Origin of the sequence: Blautia sp. OF03-15BH, assembly GCF_003463065.1 — a bacterium.
Lineage (GTDB): Bacteria > Bacillota > Clostridia > Lachnospirales > Lachnospiraceae > Limivivens.
The window spans coordinates 17,526-33,297 of the sequence record NZ_QSCM01000015.1; the positions used below are offsets into that span (position 1 = coordinate 17,526).

16 protein-coding genes are annotated in these 15,772 nt (G+C 48.5%); 14 read left to right on the top strand and 2 right to left on the bottom strand.

Going from position 1 to position 15,772, the window contains the following annotated elements; translation table 11 throughout:
* Positions 1-5: 5 nt before the first annotated feature.
* Positions 6-440 carry a large conductance mechanosensitive channel protein MscL gene (gene mscL / locus DXA57_RS13445; protein WP_117767828.1) on the bottom strand — a complete coding sequence of 145 codons (435 nt, stop codon included), beginning with the start codon at positions 438-440 and terminating at the stop codon, positions 6-8.
* Positions 441-718: 278 nt separating this feature from the next.
* On the opposite strand from mscL, the gene DXA57_RS13450 reads away from it, so the two are divergent.
* From DXA57_RS13450 to moaC, 3 genes are all read left to right on the top strand, one after another.
* Positions 719-1,798: a carbamoyl phosphate synthase small subunit gene (locus tag DXA57_RS13450; RefSeq protein ID WP_117767829.1), complete on the top strand. Its 1,080-nt coding sequence runs from the start codon at positions 719-721 to the stop codon at positions 1,796-1,798.
* Positions 1,791-4,997, top strand: a complete 3,207-nt coding sequence (gene carB, locus DXA57_RS13455; protein WP_117767830.1) for a carbamoyl-phosphate synthase large subunit — start codon at positions 1,791-1,793, stop codon at positions 4,995-4,997. Before DXA57_RS13450 ends, carB begins: the two co-directional genes overlap by 8 nt.
* Before the next feature lie 127 nt (positions 4,998-5,124).
* Positions 5,125-5,604, top strand: coding sequence for a cyclic pyranopterin monophosphate synthase MoaC (moaC, locus tag DXA57_RS13460; RefSeq protein WP_117767831.1), 480 nt, complete (start codon positions 5,125-5,127; stop codon positions 5,602-5,604).
* 85 nt (positions 5,605-5,689) lie between these two features.
* On the opposite strand, the gene DXA57_RS13465 is transcribed toward moaC, so the two are convergent.
* Positions 5,690-7,327 (bottom strand): ABC-F family ATP-binding cassette domain-containing protein, encoded by a 1,638-nt coding sequence (locus DXA57_RS13465; protein WP_117767832.1) that lies wholly within the window; start codon positions 7,325-7,327, stop codon positions 5,690-5,692.
* Between the two features lie 385 nt (positions 7,328-7,712).
* Here DXA57_RS13465 and DXA57_RS13475 point away from each other — a divergent pair, with 385 nt between their 5' ends.
* From DXA57_RS13475 to DXA57_RS13525, 11 genes are all read left to right on the top strand, one after another.
* The gene (locus DXA57_RS13475; protein WP_117767834.1) at positions 7,713-8,522 is read left to right on the top strand and encodes a class II aldolase/adducin family protein; all 810 of its coding nucleotides are present in this window, start codon (positions 7,713-7,715) and stop codon (positions 8,520-8,522) included.
* Between the two features lie 18 nt (positions 8,523-8,540).
* Entirely contained in the window at positions 8,541-9,959 is a 1,419-nt protein-coding gene (locus DXA57_RS13480; RefSeq protein WP_117767835.1) for an aldehyde dehydrogenase family protein, read from the top strand.
* An 18-nt stretch (positions 9,960-9,977) separates the two neighbouring features.
* On the top strand, positions 9,978-11,195 hold the full coding sequence (locus DXA57_RS13485) for a zinc-binding dehydrogenase (RefSeq protein ID WP_330423270.1): 1,218 nt from the start codon (positions 9,978-9,980) through the stop codon (positions 11,193-11,195).
* Between the two features lie 20 nt (positions 11,196-11,215).
* Complete coding sequence (locus DXA57_RS13490) at positions 11,216-11,521, top strand: BMC domain-containing protein (protein ID WP_117767837.1); 306 nt, start codon at positions 11,216-11,218, stop codon at positions 11,519-11,521.
* 90 nt (positions 11,522-11,611) lie between these two features.
* The gene (locus DXA57_RS13495) at positions 11,612-11,887 is read left to right on the top strand and encodes a BMC domain-containing protein (RefSeq protein ID WP_117767838.1); all 276 of its coding nucleotides are present in this window, start codon (positions 11,612-11,614) and stop codon (positions 11,885-11,887) included.
* 42 nt (positions 11,888-11,929) lie between these two features.
* Positions 11,930-12,241, top strand: a complete 312-nt coding sequence (locus DXA57_RS13500) for a BMC domain-containing protein (protein ID WP_117767839.1) — start codon at positions 11,930-11,932, stop codon at positions 12,239-12,241.
* 28 nt (positions 12,242-12,269) lie between these two features.
* On the top strand, positions 12,270-12,545 hold the full coding sequence (locus tag DXA57_RS13505) for a BMC domain-containing protein (RefSeq protein WP_117767840.1): 276 nt from the start codon (positions 12,270-12,272) through the stop codon (positions 12,543-12,545).
* Positions 12,546-12,645: 100 nt separating this feature from the next.
* Entirely contained in the window at positions 12,646-13,290 is a 645-nt protein-coding gene (locus tag DXA57_RS13510; protein ID WP_117767841.1) for a phosphate propanoyltransferase, read from the top strand.
* A gap of 37 nt (positions 13,291-13,327) precedes the next feature.
* On the top strand, positions 13,328-13,606 hold the full coding sequence (locus DXA57_RS13515) for a EutN/CcmL family microcompartment protein (protein ID WP_117767842.1): 279 nt from the start codon (positions 13,328-13,330) through the stop codon (positions 13,604-13,606).
* 22 nt (positions 13,607-13,628) lie between these two features.
* Positions 13,629-14,957, top strand: coding sequence for an SLBB domain-containing protein (locus tag DXA57_RS13520; RefSeq protein ID WP_117767843.1), 1,329 nt, complete (start codon positions 13,629-13,631; stop codon positions 14,955-14,957).
* A 15-nt stretch (positions 14,958-14,972) separates the two neighbouring features.
* Positions 14,973-15,518, top strand: a complete 546-nt coding sequence (locus DXA57_RS13525) for a BMC domain-containing protein (RefSeq protein WP_117767844.1) — start codon at positions 14,973-14,975, stop codon at positions 15,516-15,518.
* Positions 15,519-15,772 lie beyond the last annotated feature (254 nt).

Here is a 15,772-nt window from a genome sequence, read left to right on the forward strand (position 1 = left end):
AAGACTCACTTTTTGGGAAGCTCGGATGCGCAGTGCGGGCATTTTACCGCATCAATATGGATCTCGGATTTACAGTAAGGGCACTCTTTGGTGGTGGGGGCTGCTTCCGGTTTTGGCCGGCGGAGCATATTGATGCCTTTTACCACCATAAAAATGGAAAAAGCAATGATCAGAAACTGGATCACAGTCTGGATAAAAGAACCATAAGCAAAAACAGAGGTGGATGCCTTGGCTGCATCCAGGGTTGGGTAGGACTGGCCGTCTAGTGCGATAAAAAGGTTGGTAAAATCTACCTTACCGGTAGCGAGACTGATGACAGGCATCAGGACGTCATTGACGAGAGAGTTGATGATGCTGCTGAACGCTCCGCCGACAATGACACCGACTGCCATATCCATGACATTGCCGCGCATGATGAATTCTTTTGTGATCTTACTCATGGTGAGTTCCTCCTTTTGGTAATGGATACTGATGGTTTTCTATGCGGTATTGACACATCCCGGCACTTTGTTTTTTAGTATATCATAGGAAAAAAACAGTTTGAACGAAAAAAATACATTTTTATGTAAAAAAACAGTTGAAAAGCAGAAGAGGATATGATAGAATATCGACAATTTGAGCAAAAGTAAGGAGGGGCGACGAATAGGAAAATAGGAGTTCTTATTCTCGTTCCTTTTTTTGTGCAACCCGCAATTGTTTAGAAAGGATTAGGTGACATATGAAAGCATTTCTGATTTTGGAAGACGGAACCGTCTTTACCGGAACCAGCATTGGTTCAACCAGGGAGGTAATCAGCGAAATCGTGTTTAACACTTCCATGACCGGTTATCTGGAAGTCCTGACCGACCCGTCCTATGCAGGACAGGCAGTGGTAATGACCTACCCTCTGATTGGCAACTACGGCATTTGTTATGAAGATATGGAATCTGACCGCCCCTGGCCGGATGCATATATCGTACGGGAGCTTTCCCGTATGCCCAGCAACTTCCGCTCTGAGGATACCATTCAGAATTTCCTGAAAAAATATAATATCCCGGGAATCGCAGGTGTGGATACCAGAGCCCTGACCAAGATCCTTCGTGAAAAAGGTACCATGAACGGTATGGTCACCACAAATGAGAACTATTCTCTGGAAGAGATCCTTCCGCAGCTGAAAGCCTACACCACCGGAAAAGTAGTGGAGAAGGTTACCTGCAAAGAGAAATATGTACTTCCAGGTGAAGGTCCGAAGGTGGCTCTTCTGGATCTGGGAGCCAAGAGAAACATCGCCCGCTCTTTAAATGAGAGAGGCTGTGAGGTTACGGTTTATCCGGCAGATACCACAGCCCAGGAGATCATCGCCTCCAGACCGGATGGCATCATGCTTTCCAACGGTCCTGGAGATCCGAAGGAATGTACCGGAGTGATCCGTGAGATCAAAAAGCTTTATGACACAGAAATCCCCATCTTTGCCATCTGTCTCGGCCATCAGCTCATGGCGCTGGCTACCGGTGCAGATACCCATAAGATGAAATACGGCCATCGTGGCGGCAACCATCCGGTAAAGGATCTGGCTACCGGCCGTGTATACATTTCCTCACAGAACCATGGTTATGTGGTGGATATGGAGACTCTGGATCCGAAGGTGGCAACGCCTGCTTTTGTAAATGTAAACGACGGAACCAACGAAGGTCTTGCTTATACGGGAAAAAATATTTTCACCGTGCAGTTCCATCCGGAGGCTTCCCCGGGACCCCGGGATTCCGGTGTGCTCTTTGACCGTTTTATGAAGATGATGGAGGTAAAAAAGAATGCCTAAGAATCCAGAAATCAAGAAAGTCCTCATGATCGGCTCCGGCCCTATCGTTATCGGCCAGGCAGCAGAGTTTGACTATGCGGGAACCCAGGCCTGCCGTTCTCTGAAAGAAGAGGGGATCGAGGTCGTACTTTTAAACTCCAATCCGGCTACCATCATGACGGATAAAGATATCGCTGACAAAGTATACATTGAGCCTCTTACCGTAGAAGTGGTAGAACAGCTCATTGAAAAAGAAAAACCGGACAGCGTCCTTCCGACTCTGGGAGGTCAGGCGGGCCTGAACCTTGCAATGGAGCTGGAAGAGAGAGGTTTCTTAAAAGAACACAATGTCCGCCTGATCGGAACTACTTCAGAGACCATCAAAAAAGCAGAGGACCGTCTGGAATTCAAGGAAACCATGGAGAAGATCGGTGAGCCCATCGCAGCTTCCCTGGTTGTTGAAAATGTAGAAGATGGTGTGGCTTTCGCTGAGAAGATCGGTTACCCGGTCGTACTCCGTCCTGCTTATACACTTGGAGGAAGCGGCGGTGGTATCGCACACAATTACGAAGAACTGGTAGAGATCCTGGAGAACGGACTCCGTCTTTCCCGTGTAGGTCAGGTTCTGGTAGAGCGCTGCATCGCCGGCTGGAAAGAGATCGAGTATGAGGTAATGCGTGACAGTGCCGGAAACGTGATCACTGTCTGCAACATGGAAAACCTTGACCCGGTAGGTGTTCATACCGGAGACAGTATCGTAGTTGCTCCTTCTCAGACACTGGGCGACAAAGAATACCAGATGCTCCGTACCTCTGCCCTGAACATCATTTCCGAGCTGAAGATCACCGGAGGCTGTAACGTGCAGTTCGCCCTTCATCCGGAAAGCTTTGAGTACTGCGTAATCGAGGTAAATCCCCGTGTCAGCCGTTCTTCTGCACTGGCAAGTAAGGCTACCGGATATCCTATCGCAAAGGTAGCAGCGAAGATTGCTCTCGGTTATACGCTGGATGAGATCAAGAATGCCATTACCGGAAAAACCTATGCAAGCTTTGAGCCCATGCTGGACTACTGCGTAGTAAAGATCCCGCGTCTTCCCTTTGATAAATTCATCACCGCAAAGAGAACTCTGACGACACAGATGAAAGCAACCGGAGAGGTTATGAGTATCTGTGATAACTTTGAGGGTGCTCTGATGAAAGCCATCCGTTCCCTGGAGCAGCATGTAGACTGTCTTCTGTCCTATGATTTCAGCAATCTGGATGATGACGCTCTGATCAAACAGCTCAAAGTCGTAGATGACCGCCGGATCTGGGTGATCGCTGAGGCTATTCGTCGTGGTGTCAGCTATGAGACGATCCACTCCATCACCGCCATTGATGAGTGGTTTATTGACAAGATCGCAATTCTTGTGGAGATGGAGCAGGCACTGAAGACACAGGAACTGACAGTGGAGCTTCTGAAAGAAGCCAAGAGACTGGAGTTCCCGGATAATGTCATCGCCCGCCTCACCGGAAAAGAGGAAGAGGAGATCAAGAAGCTCCGTTATGACAACGGTATTGTAGCTGCCTATAAGATGGTTGATACCTGTGCCGCAGAGTTTGAGGCAGAGACTCCGTATTACTATTCCGTATTCGGCCGTGAGAATGAAGCGGTTGAGACCGGCGGCAAGAAAAAGGTTCTGGTTCTCGGTTCCGGTCCTATCCGTATCGGTCAGGGTATCGAGTTCGATTTCTGTTCCGTTCATTGTACCTGGGCATTCAGAAAAGAGGGTTATGAGACCATCATCATCAACAACAACCCGGAGACCGTAAGTACGGACTTCGACATTGCAGATAAGCTGTATTTTGAGCCGCTGACTCCCGAGGATGTGGAGAATGTCGTAAACATCGAGAAACCGGATGGAGCTGTAGTACAGTTCGGTGGCCAGACAGCGATCAAACTGACCGAAGCTCTTATGAAGATGGGTGTTCCCATTCTTGGAACCTCTGCAGAGAATGTAGATGCAGCTGAGGACCGTGAGCTCTTCGATGCGATCCTGGAAGAGTGTCAGATCCCGAGACCGAAGGGACAGACCGTATTTACTGCAGCAGAGGGTATCAGAGCAGCCAATGAGCTGGGTTACCCGGTTCTGGTCCGTCCTTCTTATGTATTGGGCGGACAGGGCATGCAGATTGCTATCAATGATGAGGATGTGGAGAAATACATCGGCATCATCAACCGTTACGCACAGGAGCATCCGATCCTGGTAGATAAATACCTTGTAGGAAAAGAGATCGAGGTTGACGCTGTCTGCGACGGCGAGGATATCCTGATCCCGGGTATTATGGAACACATTGAACGTGCAGGTATCCATTCCGGAGACAGTATTTCCGTTTATCCGGCTCCGAGCCTGAATGATAAGGTAAAAGCCACCATTACGGATTATACTGCAAAACTGGCAAGATCTCTTCATGTCATCGGCCTGATCAATATCCAGTTTATCGTCTGCGGGGAAGATGTCTATGTGATCGAGGTAAATCCGCGTTCCAGCCGTACTGTTCCCTATATCAGTAAAGTAACCGGTATCCCCATTGTTCCTCTGGCAACCAAGGTGATCCTCGGACAGAAGATCAGAGAACTGGGCTACACACCGGGACTTCAGAAGGAAGCAGATTATATTGCGATCAAGATGCCGGTATTTTCCTTTGAGAAGATCCGCGGCGCGGATATCAGTCTTGGACCGGAGATGAAATCCACCGGTGAGTGTCTGGGTATCGCCAGAACCTTCAATGAAGCTCTTTATAAAGCCTTCCTTGGAGCAGGCATCAACCTTCCGAAATATAAGAATATGATCATCACCGTCCGTGATGAGGATAAAAAAGATATCATCGATGTGGCCCGTCGTTTTGAGAAGATCGGCTACCGGATCTTTGCAACGCTTGGAACTGCCAAGGTTCTTCAGGAAGCAGGTGTGAATGCCGTTCGTACCAACAAAGTAGAACAGCCTTCACCGAACCTTCTGGATCTGATCCTCGGTCATGAGATCGATCTGGTCATCGATACTCCGCCTCAGGGTGTGGAGCATTCCAGAGACGGTTTCCTGATCCGTCGTACGGCCATCGAGACAGGTGTGAACGTTCTGACAGCTATGGATACAGCCACTGCACTGGTTACCAGTCTTGAGAACACAGACATCCGTAAGCTGGAGCTGATCGATATCGCAACGGTGAAAAATGTTTAAAAACTAAAAAGATAAAAAGCCGCAGAGAGAACGCTTCTGCGGCTTTTTTGACGGACAGCAGATGCCTGCATTTTCTGTATGACAGGTGTATCTTTGTTTGTTGATCCCAAAATGGAAAAGGAGGAGAATGATGTCGGAATGGACTCATTTTGATGAAAACGGAAATGCCCGAATGGTAGATGTAACAGAAAAAAAGCCAACTTTCCGTACGGCTACAGCGACTGGTAGTCTTCTGGTGAGTGAAGAAGTGCTTTCGGCCATCGAAGGGCATGCGATCAAAAAAGGGGATGTGCTTACCGTGGCCCAGGTGGCCGGGATCATGGCAGTGAAACAGACGGCTCACCTGATCCCTATGTGTCATCCTTTGCTGACGCAGAATTGCGCGGTGACTTTTGAACTGGAAAAGGAACCTTCTCCGCGAGTCACTGTCCGCTGTACGGTTAAACTGGAAGGGAAGACAGGAGTGGAGATGGAAGCGCTCACCGGTGTATCGGTTGCTCTCCTTACCGTCTATGATATGTGCAAAGCCCTGGATAAACGGATGGTCATGACAGATGTCCATCTGGAAGAGAAAACAGGAGGAAAAAGCGGAGAGTTTCATTTTTGACTTTTCTCCAACCGCTTTCGCAGCTGCATGAAAAACAAAGAGCCCCGGCAGAAACTGCTGAGGCTCTTTGTTGTATAGTTTGAGATCAGTTGTCTTCCGGCATGTTCTCGCTGGTATATACCTGACGTTTTCTTGCCATCTCATCACTTTCGAGGTATTCATCGTAAGTGGTGATCTTATCGATCATGCTGCCGTTTGGCAGGATCTCCATGATACGGTTGGCTGTGGTCTGTACGATCTGATGGTCGCGGGAAGCAAAGAGGATCACGCCCGGGAATTTGATCAGACCGTTGTTCAGAGCGGTGATAGACTCCATGTCCAGATGGTTGGTAGGCTCATCGAGAACCAGCACATTGGCTCCGGAGATCATCATCTTGGAGAGCAGGCAGCGGACTTTCTCTCCTCCGGACAGGATCTTGACCTTCTTCATTCCGTCATCGCCGGCGAAAAGCATTCTTCCAAGGAAGCCACGGACATAGGTGGCATCCTTGATCTCGGAATACTGGGTCAGCCAGTCAACGATAACCAGATCGTTGTCGAATTCTTTGGTGCTGTCCTTGGGGAAGTAAGCCTGAGTGGTGGTAACTCCCCATTTGTAAGTACCCTCATCCGGCTCCATCTCGCCTGTCAGGATCTGGAAGAGAGTGGTTTTTGCCAGCTCATTTCCGCCGACAAAAGCAACTTTGTCATCGTGTCCCAGAATAAAGGAAATGTTATCCAGAACCTTTACGCCGTCGATGGTCTTGCTGATGCCTTCCACGGTGAGGACTTCGTTTCCGATCTCACGGTTGGGACGGAAATCGATGTAAGGATATTTACGGCTGGAAGGACGGATCTCATCCAGCTGGATTTTTTCCAGGGCACGCTTACGGCTGGTCGCCTGTTTGGACTTGGAAGCGTTGGCGCTGAAGCGGGAGATGAACTCCTGCAGCTCCTTGATCTTTTCTTCCTTCTTCTTGTTGGCTTCCTTCATCTGACGGATCATCAGCTGGCTGGACTCGTACCAGAAGTCATAGTTTCCGGCGTAAAGCTGGATTTTTCCGTAATCGATGTCAGCGATAAAGGTGCAGACCTTGTTCAGGAAATAACGGTCATGGGAAACGACGATGACGGTATTGTTGAAGTTGATCAGGAACTCCTCAAGCCAGCTGATGGCGTCCAGATCCAGATGGTTGGTCGGCTCGTCCAGGAGCAGGATGTCGGGGTTTCCGAAAAGTGCCTTTGCCAGAAGGACTTTCACCTTCTCGCTGCCGTTCAGATCTTTCATGAGAGAGTAGTGGAGCTCCGGAGCAATGCCAAGACCATTTAAAAGAGTAGCGGCATCAGATTCAGCCTCCCAGCCGTTCATCTCGGCAAATTCGCCCTCCAGCTCGCTGGCACGGATGCCGTCCTCATCTGTGAAATCTTCCTTCATGTAAATGGCTTCTTTTTCCTTCATGATGTCATAAAGGCGCTGGTTACCCATGATAACGGTGTCCAGTACGGGGAAGCTGTCATATTTGAAGTGGTCCTGCTCCAGAACGGAAAGACGCTGGCCGGGAGTGATGTTGATGTCTCCGCTCGTGGTTTCCAGCTGTCCGGAAAGAATCTTTAAGAATGTGGATTTTCCTGCGCCATTGGCTCCGATGAGGCCATAGCAGTTACCCTCGGTGAATTTGATGTTAACGTCTTCGAAAAGCGCTTTTTTGCCGATTCGAAGGGTGACATTATTTGCACTGATCATAGTTGTATTGTACCTCCTTAGAAACAGGACTGTATGGTGCTTGCTACAGTAGTTTCCTGGCTTTTTTACATAGTTTCTCTGCAGCCGCCTGGCTGCATCGTTTCTATTCTAACTGAAAACAGAAAAAAAGCAAGTGAAAAATGGAAAAAAACAGGGTTGCATCTGAAAAAGATATCAGGAATGAACAGAAAACCGAAATTGGTTTTGTGTTGACTTTTGTGGGGTCTCGGCAGCCCTTTGTTAAAATTGGCTAAAACCAAATATTTCCGGCATTTTTTCCTTGGGGAAAAATATTGAGAAATGAGTTGCTTTTTGGCAGGAATCATGGTAGAATGGAAACAATCAAAATAAAACAACACAATCAAACATAAGGAGGATCATTCTCATGGCTATTAACGAGTATGAAATCAAAAAACAGATCTGCGACATCGGTAAACGTATTTACGACCGTAACATGGTTGCTGCAAACGATGGAAACATTTCTGTAAAACTGAACGACAATGAGTTCCTTTGCACACCGACCGGTGTTTCCAAAGGATTCATGACTCCGGAGTTCATCTGTAAAGTCGATGCAAAAGGAAATGTGCTGCAGGCAAACGGAAACTTCCGTCCCTCTTCTGAGATCAAGATGCACATGAGAGTCTATGAGAAGAGACCGGATGTTGGGGCTGTTGTACATGCTCATCCGAACTTCGCTACCGCTTTCGCAATCGCAGGTATTCCTCTGACTCAGCCGATCATGCCTGAGGCAGTTATCGCTCTTGGCTGCGTTCCCATCGCTGAGTACGGTACACCGTCCACCATGGAGATCCCGGACAATGTCGAGAAATACCTTCCGTACTATGATGCAGTCCTGCTTGAGAGCCACGGAGCACTGACATGGAGCACCGATCTTCTGGCTGCATACATGAAAATGGAGTCTGTAGAGTTCTATGCAGAGCTTCTTTACAAATCCAAAATGCTGGGCGGACCGAAGGAGTTCGACAAAGAGCAGATCGCAAAACTGTACGAGATCAGAAGAAAAATGGGCCTTCCGGGCAAACATCCCGCAAACCTCTGTGCAGAGCTGAACGGACCGGGCAAAGGATGTCATGCATGTGACGGCGCCTGCTCCTGCGGAAGCAAGAAAGCTGAGCCGGATGTAGAGAAGATCGTTGCTGAAGTGACAAAGAAGATCCTGGAGCAGATGAAATAATTTTTAAGGAGGCTCATTATGGCTATTAACGAACAAGAGATCCAAGAGATTGTTCGAAACGTCCTGAAGGGCATGGGTACCGCTACGGCACCAGCAGCTTCCAAGGCTCCGGAGAAAAAACTTCTGGGTATTTTTGAGACTGCTGATGAAGCCATTGCGGCAGCCAAGAGAGCACAGAAGGAAATTCAGCCGATGCCCCTGGAATTCCGTGAAAAGATCATTGCAAATATCCGTAAGAAAACACTGGAAAATGCAAAACTCCTTTCCGAGCTGGCAGTAGAAGAGACCGGCATGGGAAATGTGGGACATAAAATCATCAAACACCAGCTGGTGGCTGAGAAGACTCCGGGTACGGAAGATCTGAGCACCATCGCCTGGTCCGGTGACAGAGGGCTGACGCTTACAGAGATGGGTCCCTGGGGCGTGATCGGAGCTGTCTGCCCGTCCACAAACCCCACTGCTACTGTCATCTGTAATTCTATCGGTATGCTGGCAGCAGGAAACGCAGTTGTTTTCATGCCGCATCCCAGCGCAAAGAACTGTTCCAATCTGGCGATCGACATGGTAAACCGTGCCAGCATCGAGGTTGGCGGTCCGGAGAATATTGTGACAGCAGTTGCAGAGCCCACAATGGATGTGAGCAATTATATTTTCAAACATAAAGACATTGATATGCTTTGTGCTACCGGTGGCCCCGGTGTTGTAACAGCAGTTCTTTCCTCCGGAAAGAGAGCGATGGGTGCAGGAGCAGGAAACCCGCCGGTACTGGTGGATGAGACTGCCAACATTCCCAAAGCTGCTGAAGATATCATCAACGGCTGTACTTTCGACAACAACCTTCCCTGTATTGCAGAGAAAGAGGTTGTAGTTGTAGATACCGTAGCAGATGAACTGATTTACCATATGGAGCAGAACGGCTGTTATCATGCCAGCCCCGAAGAAGTTCAGAAACTGGTGGATACCGTCCTGGATGACAAGAACGGTAAGAAAGTCATCAGCAGAAAATGTGTAGGCCGCAGTGCCAAAGTCCTTCTTGGAAAGATCGGTGTGACCGTAGGTGACGAAGTCCGCTGTATCATTTTCGAGGGCGAGAAAACACATCCTCTGATCTGGACAGAGCTGATGATGCCGATCCTCGGTATCGTCCGTGTGAAAAATGTAGATGAGGGAATCGCTGTAGCAGTAGAGCTGGAGCATGGAAACCGTCATTCCGCACATATGCATTCAACCAACATTAACAATCTGACCAGGTTTGGAAAAGCCATCGACACCGCTATTTTTGTAAAGAATGCACCTTCCTATGCGGCACTGGGCTTCGGCGGAGAAGGATATCCCACCTTCACCATCTGCAGCCGTACCGGAGAGGGTCTTACCTCTGCAAAGAGCTTTACAAAGGCAAGAAGATGTGTCATGGGTGATGCGCTTTGCATCAGATAAGGAGTGATAAACGTGGAAATGAATATTGAAGAAATCGTAAAACAGGTTCTGGCTGAGATGAAAGGTGCCGCTCCCGCAGACGTTGCACCGGCTGTAAAAGCAGATCCTGCAGCAGCAGGTGATATTCCGAAGACTGCTCATGTAGCTGTCCTCACATCCCTGGAGCATTTTGATATCAAAGAATTCCCAATGCCGGAAGTTGGCGACGATGATATCCTTGTAAAGGTAGAAGGATGCGGCGTTTGTGGTACCGATGCTCATGAGTTTAAGAGAGATCCGTTCAGTCTGATCCCGGTAGCTCTGGGACATGAAGGAACCGGAGAAATCGTAAAAATAGGTAAGAACGTAACAGTTGATACCGCCGGAAAACCGGTTCAGGTAGGTGACAAGATCGTTACCTGCATGATCTTCAAGGATGATCCGGAGATCACCATGTTCGACCTGAACAAGAAAAACGTAGGCGGAGCTGATGTATACGGTCTGCTTCCGGATGACGATGTTCATCTGAACGGCTGGTTCGCTGATTATATCCTGATCAGAGGCGGCAGCTTTGGTTCCACCTTCTTCAACGTAAGTGATCTGGATCTGGATTCCCGTATCCTGATCGAGCCCTGTGCCGTACTGGTACATGCTGTCGAGAGAGCAAAAACCACAGGAATCCTTCGTTTCAACAGCCGTGTTGTTGTACAGGGCTGCGGACCGATTGGCCTGATCTGTATCTCTATCCTGAAGACCATGGGTATCCAGAATATCTGTGCAGTAGACGGTGAGCAGAAACGTCTTGACTTTGCAAAGAGAATGGGCGCAAAACAGACAGTAAACTTCAAGGATCACAAAGGCATCGAGGCTCTTGCCGGAGCAGTTAAGGATGCTTTCGGTGGTCATCTGGCAGACTTTGCATTCCAGTGTACCGGTTCACCGGTGGCACATGCCAACATCTATAAATTTATCCGCAACGGCGGCGGCCTTTGTGAGCTTGGCTTCTTTATCAACGGCGGAGATGCTACTATCAATCCGCACTTTGATATCTGCTCCAAGGAGATCACCATCGTTGGTTCCTGGGTATACACTCTGAGAGATTATGTAACAACCTTTGATTTCCTGAAGAGTGCAAAAGAGATCGGTCTTCCGATGAGCGAGCTCATCACGGATAAATTCCCGCTGGAAGAGATCAATGAAGCCCTTAAGACCAACCTGGCAATGACCGGACTTAAGATCGCTATTGTCAACAAGTAAGCAGAAAGGAGTGACAGGCCATGCAGGAGGCAGCAGGTCTTCTGGAGGTGTTTGGCTGTGTGGCGGCCTTTGCAGCAGCAGATGCGGCAGCGAAAGCGGCCAACGTCACCATCCAGTCTATTGATAAAAACAAACCTGCCAATGCGGATGCGTTGCCGGTACCACTCATCACCTGCCTGAAGATCAGGGGCAGCGTAGCGGACGTGGAGGCGGCAATGGATGCGGCAGCTGCGGCAGCAGAGAATATCACTGGCGTGGTATCCCGTTATATCATCGCCGGTCCGTCTGAAGAGACTGAAAAGATGCTTAGGATCAGTGCGATCTGAAGCAGATGAAATGGTCTTGCAATGTCAGGCAGGATATATTAAAATGTAAGAAGAATGATTGGTTTAACCCGCACAAGGAGGATATAGGAAATGACACAGGAAGCATTAGGAATGGTAGAAACAAGAGGTCTGGTAGCTGCAATCGAGGCTTCTGACCAGATGGTAAAAGCAGCAGATGTTACTCTGATCGGTACCGAGAAGATCGGTTCCGGACTGGTAACTGTTATGGTACGCGGTGATGTCGGAGCTGTAAAAGCAGCAACTGAGGTTGGTGGAGCAGCAGCTTCCAGACTGGGTGAGCTCGTAGCCGTTCATGTAATCCCGAGACCGCACAACGATGTTCAGAAGATTCTGCCGACCATTTGATCGCAGAAGCTCATTTACAAGTAAAGGGAAAAGGAAGCACATATGAAAGCGATTGGATTAGTTGAGCTGCCTAACTGTACGGATGCCATTCAGGCACTGGATGTCATGCTGAAGACTGCAGATGTCCAGTTCCTTACCTGGGAGAAGAAATTAGGCGGAAGATTGGTAACGCTCATCGTCCAGGGGAATGTTGCCGCGGTGACAGAAGCAGTGGAAGCTGCAAAACACAGAGCCGTCGGACGCGTGGTGGCTTCCACAGTGATTGCAAATCCGCACGAAGAAACTTGGAAGTTGATCGAGGTCAGCAGAAGGAAGTATCCATATCTGCGGGACCTGGAAAAAACTTCTGTCTGACTGACAGGAGTTAAAGGAGGAAATAAGAATGGAACTTCAGGCATTAGGTATGATCGAAACTAGAGGACTGGTAGCTTCTATCGAGGCTGCTGATGCAATGCTGAAAGCCGCTAATGTTGTTATGGTTGGTACCGAGAAGATCGGTTCCGGTCTGGTAAGCGTTATGGTACGTGGTGATGTAGGTGCTGTAAAGGCTGCTGTTGAGGCAGGAAGCGCAGCTGCAGAGAGACTTGGAGAGGTCATCGCCGTTCATGTAATTCCGAGACCGCACAGCGATGTAGAGAAAATTCTGCCGCAGGCATAAGTAAAAGAAAGGGTGCCGCAGGAGTGCGTCTCTAAGGCGGCGCCCTTTTCTGCTTATATGTCCGTCAGAATGACGGACAGCTTCGGAGAAAGGAACGATTATGCAGGAGCAAGAATTAGTAAATGAAATAGCAAAGCTGGTTGTAGAACAGCTGAAGCATGCAGATGTCTGTAATCCCAAAGACCGTATCCCGGTTGGGATCTCCGCACGACATGTACATCTTTCCCAGGCAGACCTTGAGACTCTGTTTGGAAAAGGCTATGAACTGCATAAAAAGAAAGATCTTATGGGTGGACAGTATGCAGCACAGGAGTGTGTGACCATTATCGGGACCAAGCTCCGTGCGATCGAAAATGTCCGTGTTCTTGGCCCGGTGCGGAAACGGACCCAGGTGGAGGTTTCTGCGACGGATGCAGTGAGACTTGGCGTGAAAGCACCGGTTCGTCTGTCAGGCGATCTGGTGGGTTCTGCACCGGTAACTCTGGTAGGACCGCAGGGCGCTGTTTATCTGAAAGAAGGCTGTATCGTGGCAAAACGCCACATCCATATGGCTCCGGAGGACGCAGCTCGTTTCGGTGTTCAGGACAAACAGGTAGTAAAGGTTCGTTTTGAAAGCGGAAGAGGTGGTACACTGGAAGACGTGCCCATCCGTGTAGATCCTTCATTTGATCTGGAGATGCACATTGATACCGATGAAGCAAACGGCCTTGGCATCGCCAAAGATATGGGCTATCTGATCAAATAGCTGAAATAAGGGGACTTAGGAAGGACTTGATACAAAGATGATTATTGGCAAAGTTGTTGGAACCGTGATTTGTACGAGAAAGAACAGCAGTCTTGTGGGAAGTAAATTTCTGATCATTGATCCTATGGAGAAAATGGAAATTGATGGCTGTGACCGGATCGTTGCTGTGGATGATGTGGGAGCCGGTATCGGCGAACTGGTCCTGGTGGCGACGGGCAGTGCGGCAAGACTGGGCTGCGGTGATCCGAATTCCCCGGTAGATGCATGTATTGTTGGTATCGTTGATGACCCGCAGAAAATAGTGATTGTGGAGTAAAAGACAGGTTGGAGTAGTGGACATGGTTAGTATGTTAGATTTGAAAAACGCTTTATTTGAGGGCGGTGTCGTAGGTGCCGGTGGAGCAGGTTTCCCCACACATGCAAAGCTTTCTGACCAGGCAGATACCGTGATTCTGAACTGTGCAGAATGTGAACCGCTGATCAAAGTTGACCGTCAGCTGATGGTTGACTATATCAATGAGATCCTTTCCGGAATGCAGATGATGGTGGAAGCCATGGGAGCAAAAGAAGGAATCATTGCGGTGAAAAAATCCTACACAGCCTCAATTGAAGCCGTAAAAAGTAATATTGGAAATTACAAGAATCTTCGTCTTCATATTTTACCGGATATTTATCCGGCAGGAGACGAGGTGGTTCTCATCTATGAGACTACCGGAAGAATCGTACCTCAGGGTAAGATCCCCATTCTGGTAGGCTGCGTTGTCTGCAACGTGGAGACTGTTCTGAATATTTATCAGAAAGTCACCGGTGATGAAAACGTAGTAAATAAATTTGTGACAGTGGCAGGTCTGGTAAAGAAACCGGTAACGGTAAAAGTTCCTGTCGGTGTCACAGTAAAAGAACTGATCGATATGGCAGGCGGAGTTTCCACTGAGGAGTATGTGCCTCTGATGGGAGGTCCCATGACAGGAAGGATCTGTGGTTTGAATGATGTTGTCACCAAGACAACAAAAGCACTCCTGATCCTGCCGCCGGATTGTCTGCCTATCCGTAAACGTCAGAGCTCTCCACAGATGGATATCCGGAATGCTATGAGTGTATGTTCTCAGTGTTCCATGTGTACCAGTCTCTGTCCGAGAAATCTTCTGGGACAGTCGATCGCACCGAATGTATTCATGAGAGCGATTGCCAATGGCCTGACATATGATGTGGAGCCGTTTTTGAACTCCTTCTTCTGTTGTTCCTGTGGTCTTTGTGAGATGTATTCCTGTCATCAGGGACTTTCACCGAGAAGACTTCTGGATCAGTATAAAGGAGCACTCCGTGCAAAAGGAGTCCGGGTTCCAGACAAACCTGGAAAAGGTGTGGCAGATCCTATGCGTGAGGAACGAAGAGTTCCGGAGCATCGCCTGATTACCCGTCTTGGACTGGTTGATTTTGATATTCCTGCACCGATGACAGAAATTGATTCTGTAAAAGAAGTCAAACTCATGCTTCGTCAGAATATCGGAGCTCCCTGTGTTCCTTCTGTAAAGGTAGGGGATGCGGTCAGCGTAGGACAGAAGATTGCTGCTCCGCCCGAGGGTGCGCTTGGAACCTGCCTGCATGCAAGTATTACAGGAACCGTGACTGCGGTAACGGATAATTTCGTGACTATTAAAGCATAATGGAGATGAAAAACGATGAAAGCAATTGGAATGGTAGAATATAAGACAGTCTCCTCTGGTATCAAAGCGGCTGATCTTATTGTAAAAACAGCAGAGGTTGAGCTTCTGGAAGCTCAGACAGTATGCCCCGGTAAATTCATTATTCTTTTTACCGGTGATTTAAGTGCAATCAGAGTCTCCGTTGATGCGGCAGTCAAGACCTATCCGGAAAGCCTGATTGATAGTTTTGTCCTGGGTAATCCTCATGAGTCTCTGTACCGTGCCCTGCACTGTACAGCAGAGGTGGATACCATCCAGGCACTTGGTGTGATCGAAACCTTTACAGGAGCATCTGCTATCGTAGCAGCCGATCACGCAGCCAAGACAGCAGAGGTAAATGTATTTGAAGTACGTCTCTGCCGTGGTATGTGTGGAAAATCTTATGTACTTCTGACCGGTAGTGTAGCTGCTGTGACAGAAGCAGTTGAGTCCTCTGTGGCTCATCTCAAAGAAGAAGGAACCATGCTGGATTACGCAGTGATCCCGAGTCCTTCCAAGGATTTTGTGAAGACACTGATCTGATTATAAAGAATAAGCATTCCCTTGTTTCCGGTGCACAGAGCACAAAATGATGAGCAGGGGAATGCTTTTTTTATTGTATAGTATGATGCCAGGGTCAAAAGGTCAAAAAGCCGTTCATGCTTGCATGATAAGGCTTTTGAACTTGGGACCCGCCAAACATGAGAAAGTAGCGATTTACGCAGTAAATCAGCGGATTTCGAATGTTTATAGAATTGCGGGAGCTGCTTTGCAGCGGAGTAATTCGTAGGCATCAG

Coding starts and splice junctions, on each gene's coding strand:
- mscL (WP_117767828.1), bottom strand. CDS start 440: ATGAGTAAGATCACAAAAGAATTCATCATGCGCGGCAATGTCATGGAT.
- DXA57_RS13450 (WP_117767829.1), top strand. CDS start 719: ATGAAAGCATTTCTGATTTTGGAAGACGGAACCGTCTTTACCGGAACC.
- carB (WP_117767830.1), top strand. CDS start 1,791: ATGCCTAAGAATCCAGAAATCAAGAAAGTCCTCATGATCGGCTCCGGC.
- moaC (WP_117767831.1), top strand. CDS start 5,125: ATGATGTCGGAATGGACTCATTTTGATGAAAACGGAAATGCCCGAATG.
- DXA57_RS13465 (WP_117767832.1), bottom strand. CDS start 7,327: ATGATCAGTGCAAATAATGTCACCCTTCGAATCGGCAAAAAAGCGCTT.
- DXA57_RS13475 (WP_117767834.1), top strand. CDS start 7,713: ATGGCTATTAACGAGTATGAAATCAAAAAACAGATCTGCGACATCGGT.
- DXA57_RS13480 (WP_117767835.1), top strand. CDS start 8,541: ATGGCTATTAACGAACAAGAGATCCAAGAGATTGTTCGAAACGTCCTG.
- DXA57_RS13485 (WP_330423270.1), top strand. CDS start 9,978: ATGAATATTGAAGAAATCGTAAAACAGGTTCTGGCTGAGATGAAAGGT.
- DXA57_RS13490 (WP_117767837.1), top strand. CDS start 11,216: ATGCAGGAGGCAGCAGGTCTTCTGGAGGTGTTTGGCTGTGTGGCGGCC.
- DXA57_RS13495 (WP_117767838.1), top strand. CDS start 11,612: ATGACACAGGAAGCATTAGGAATGGTAGAAACAAGAGGTCTGGTAGCT.
- DXA57_RS13500 (WP_117767839.1), top strand. CDS start 11,930: ATGAAAGCGATTGGATTAGTTGAGCTGCCTAACTGTACGGATGCCATT.
- DXA57_RS13505 (WP_117767840.1), top strand. CDS start 12,270: ATGGAACTTCAGGCATTAGGTATGATCGAAACTAGAGGACTGGTAGCT.
- DXA57_RS13510 (WP_117767841.1), top strand. CDS start 12,646: ATGCAGGAGCAAGAATTAGTAAATGAAATAGCAAAGCTGGTTGTAGAA.
- DXA57_RS13515 (WP_117767842.1), top strand. CDS start 13,328: ATGATTATTGGCAAAGTTGTTGGAACCGTGATTTGTACGAGAAAGAAC.
- DXA57_RS13520 (WP_117767843.1), top strand. CDS start 13,629: ATGGTTAGTATGTTAGATTTGAAAAACGCTTTATTTGAGGGCGGTGTC.
- DXA57_RS13525 (WP_117767844.1), top strand. CDS start 14,973: ATGAAAGCAATTGGAATGGTAGAATATAAGACAGTCTCCTCTGGTATC.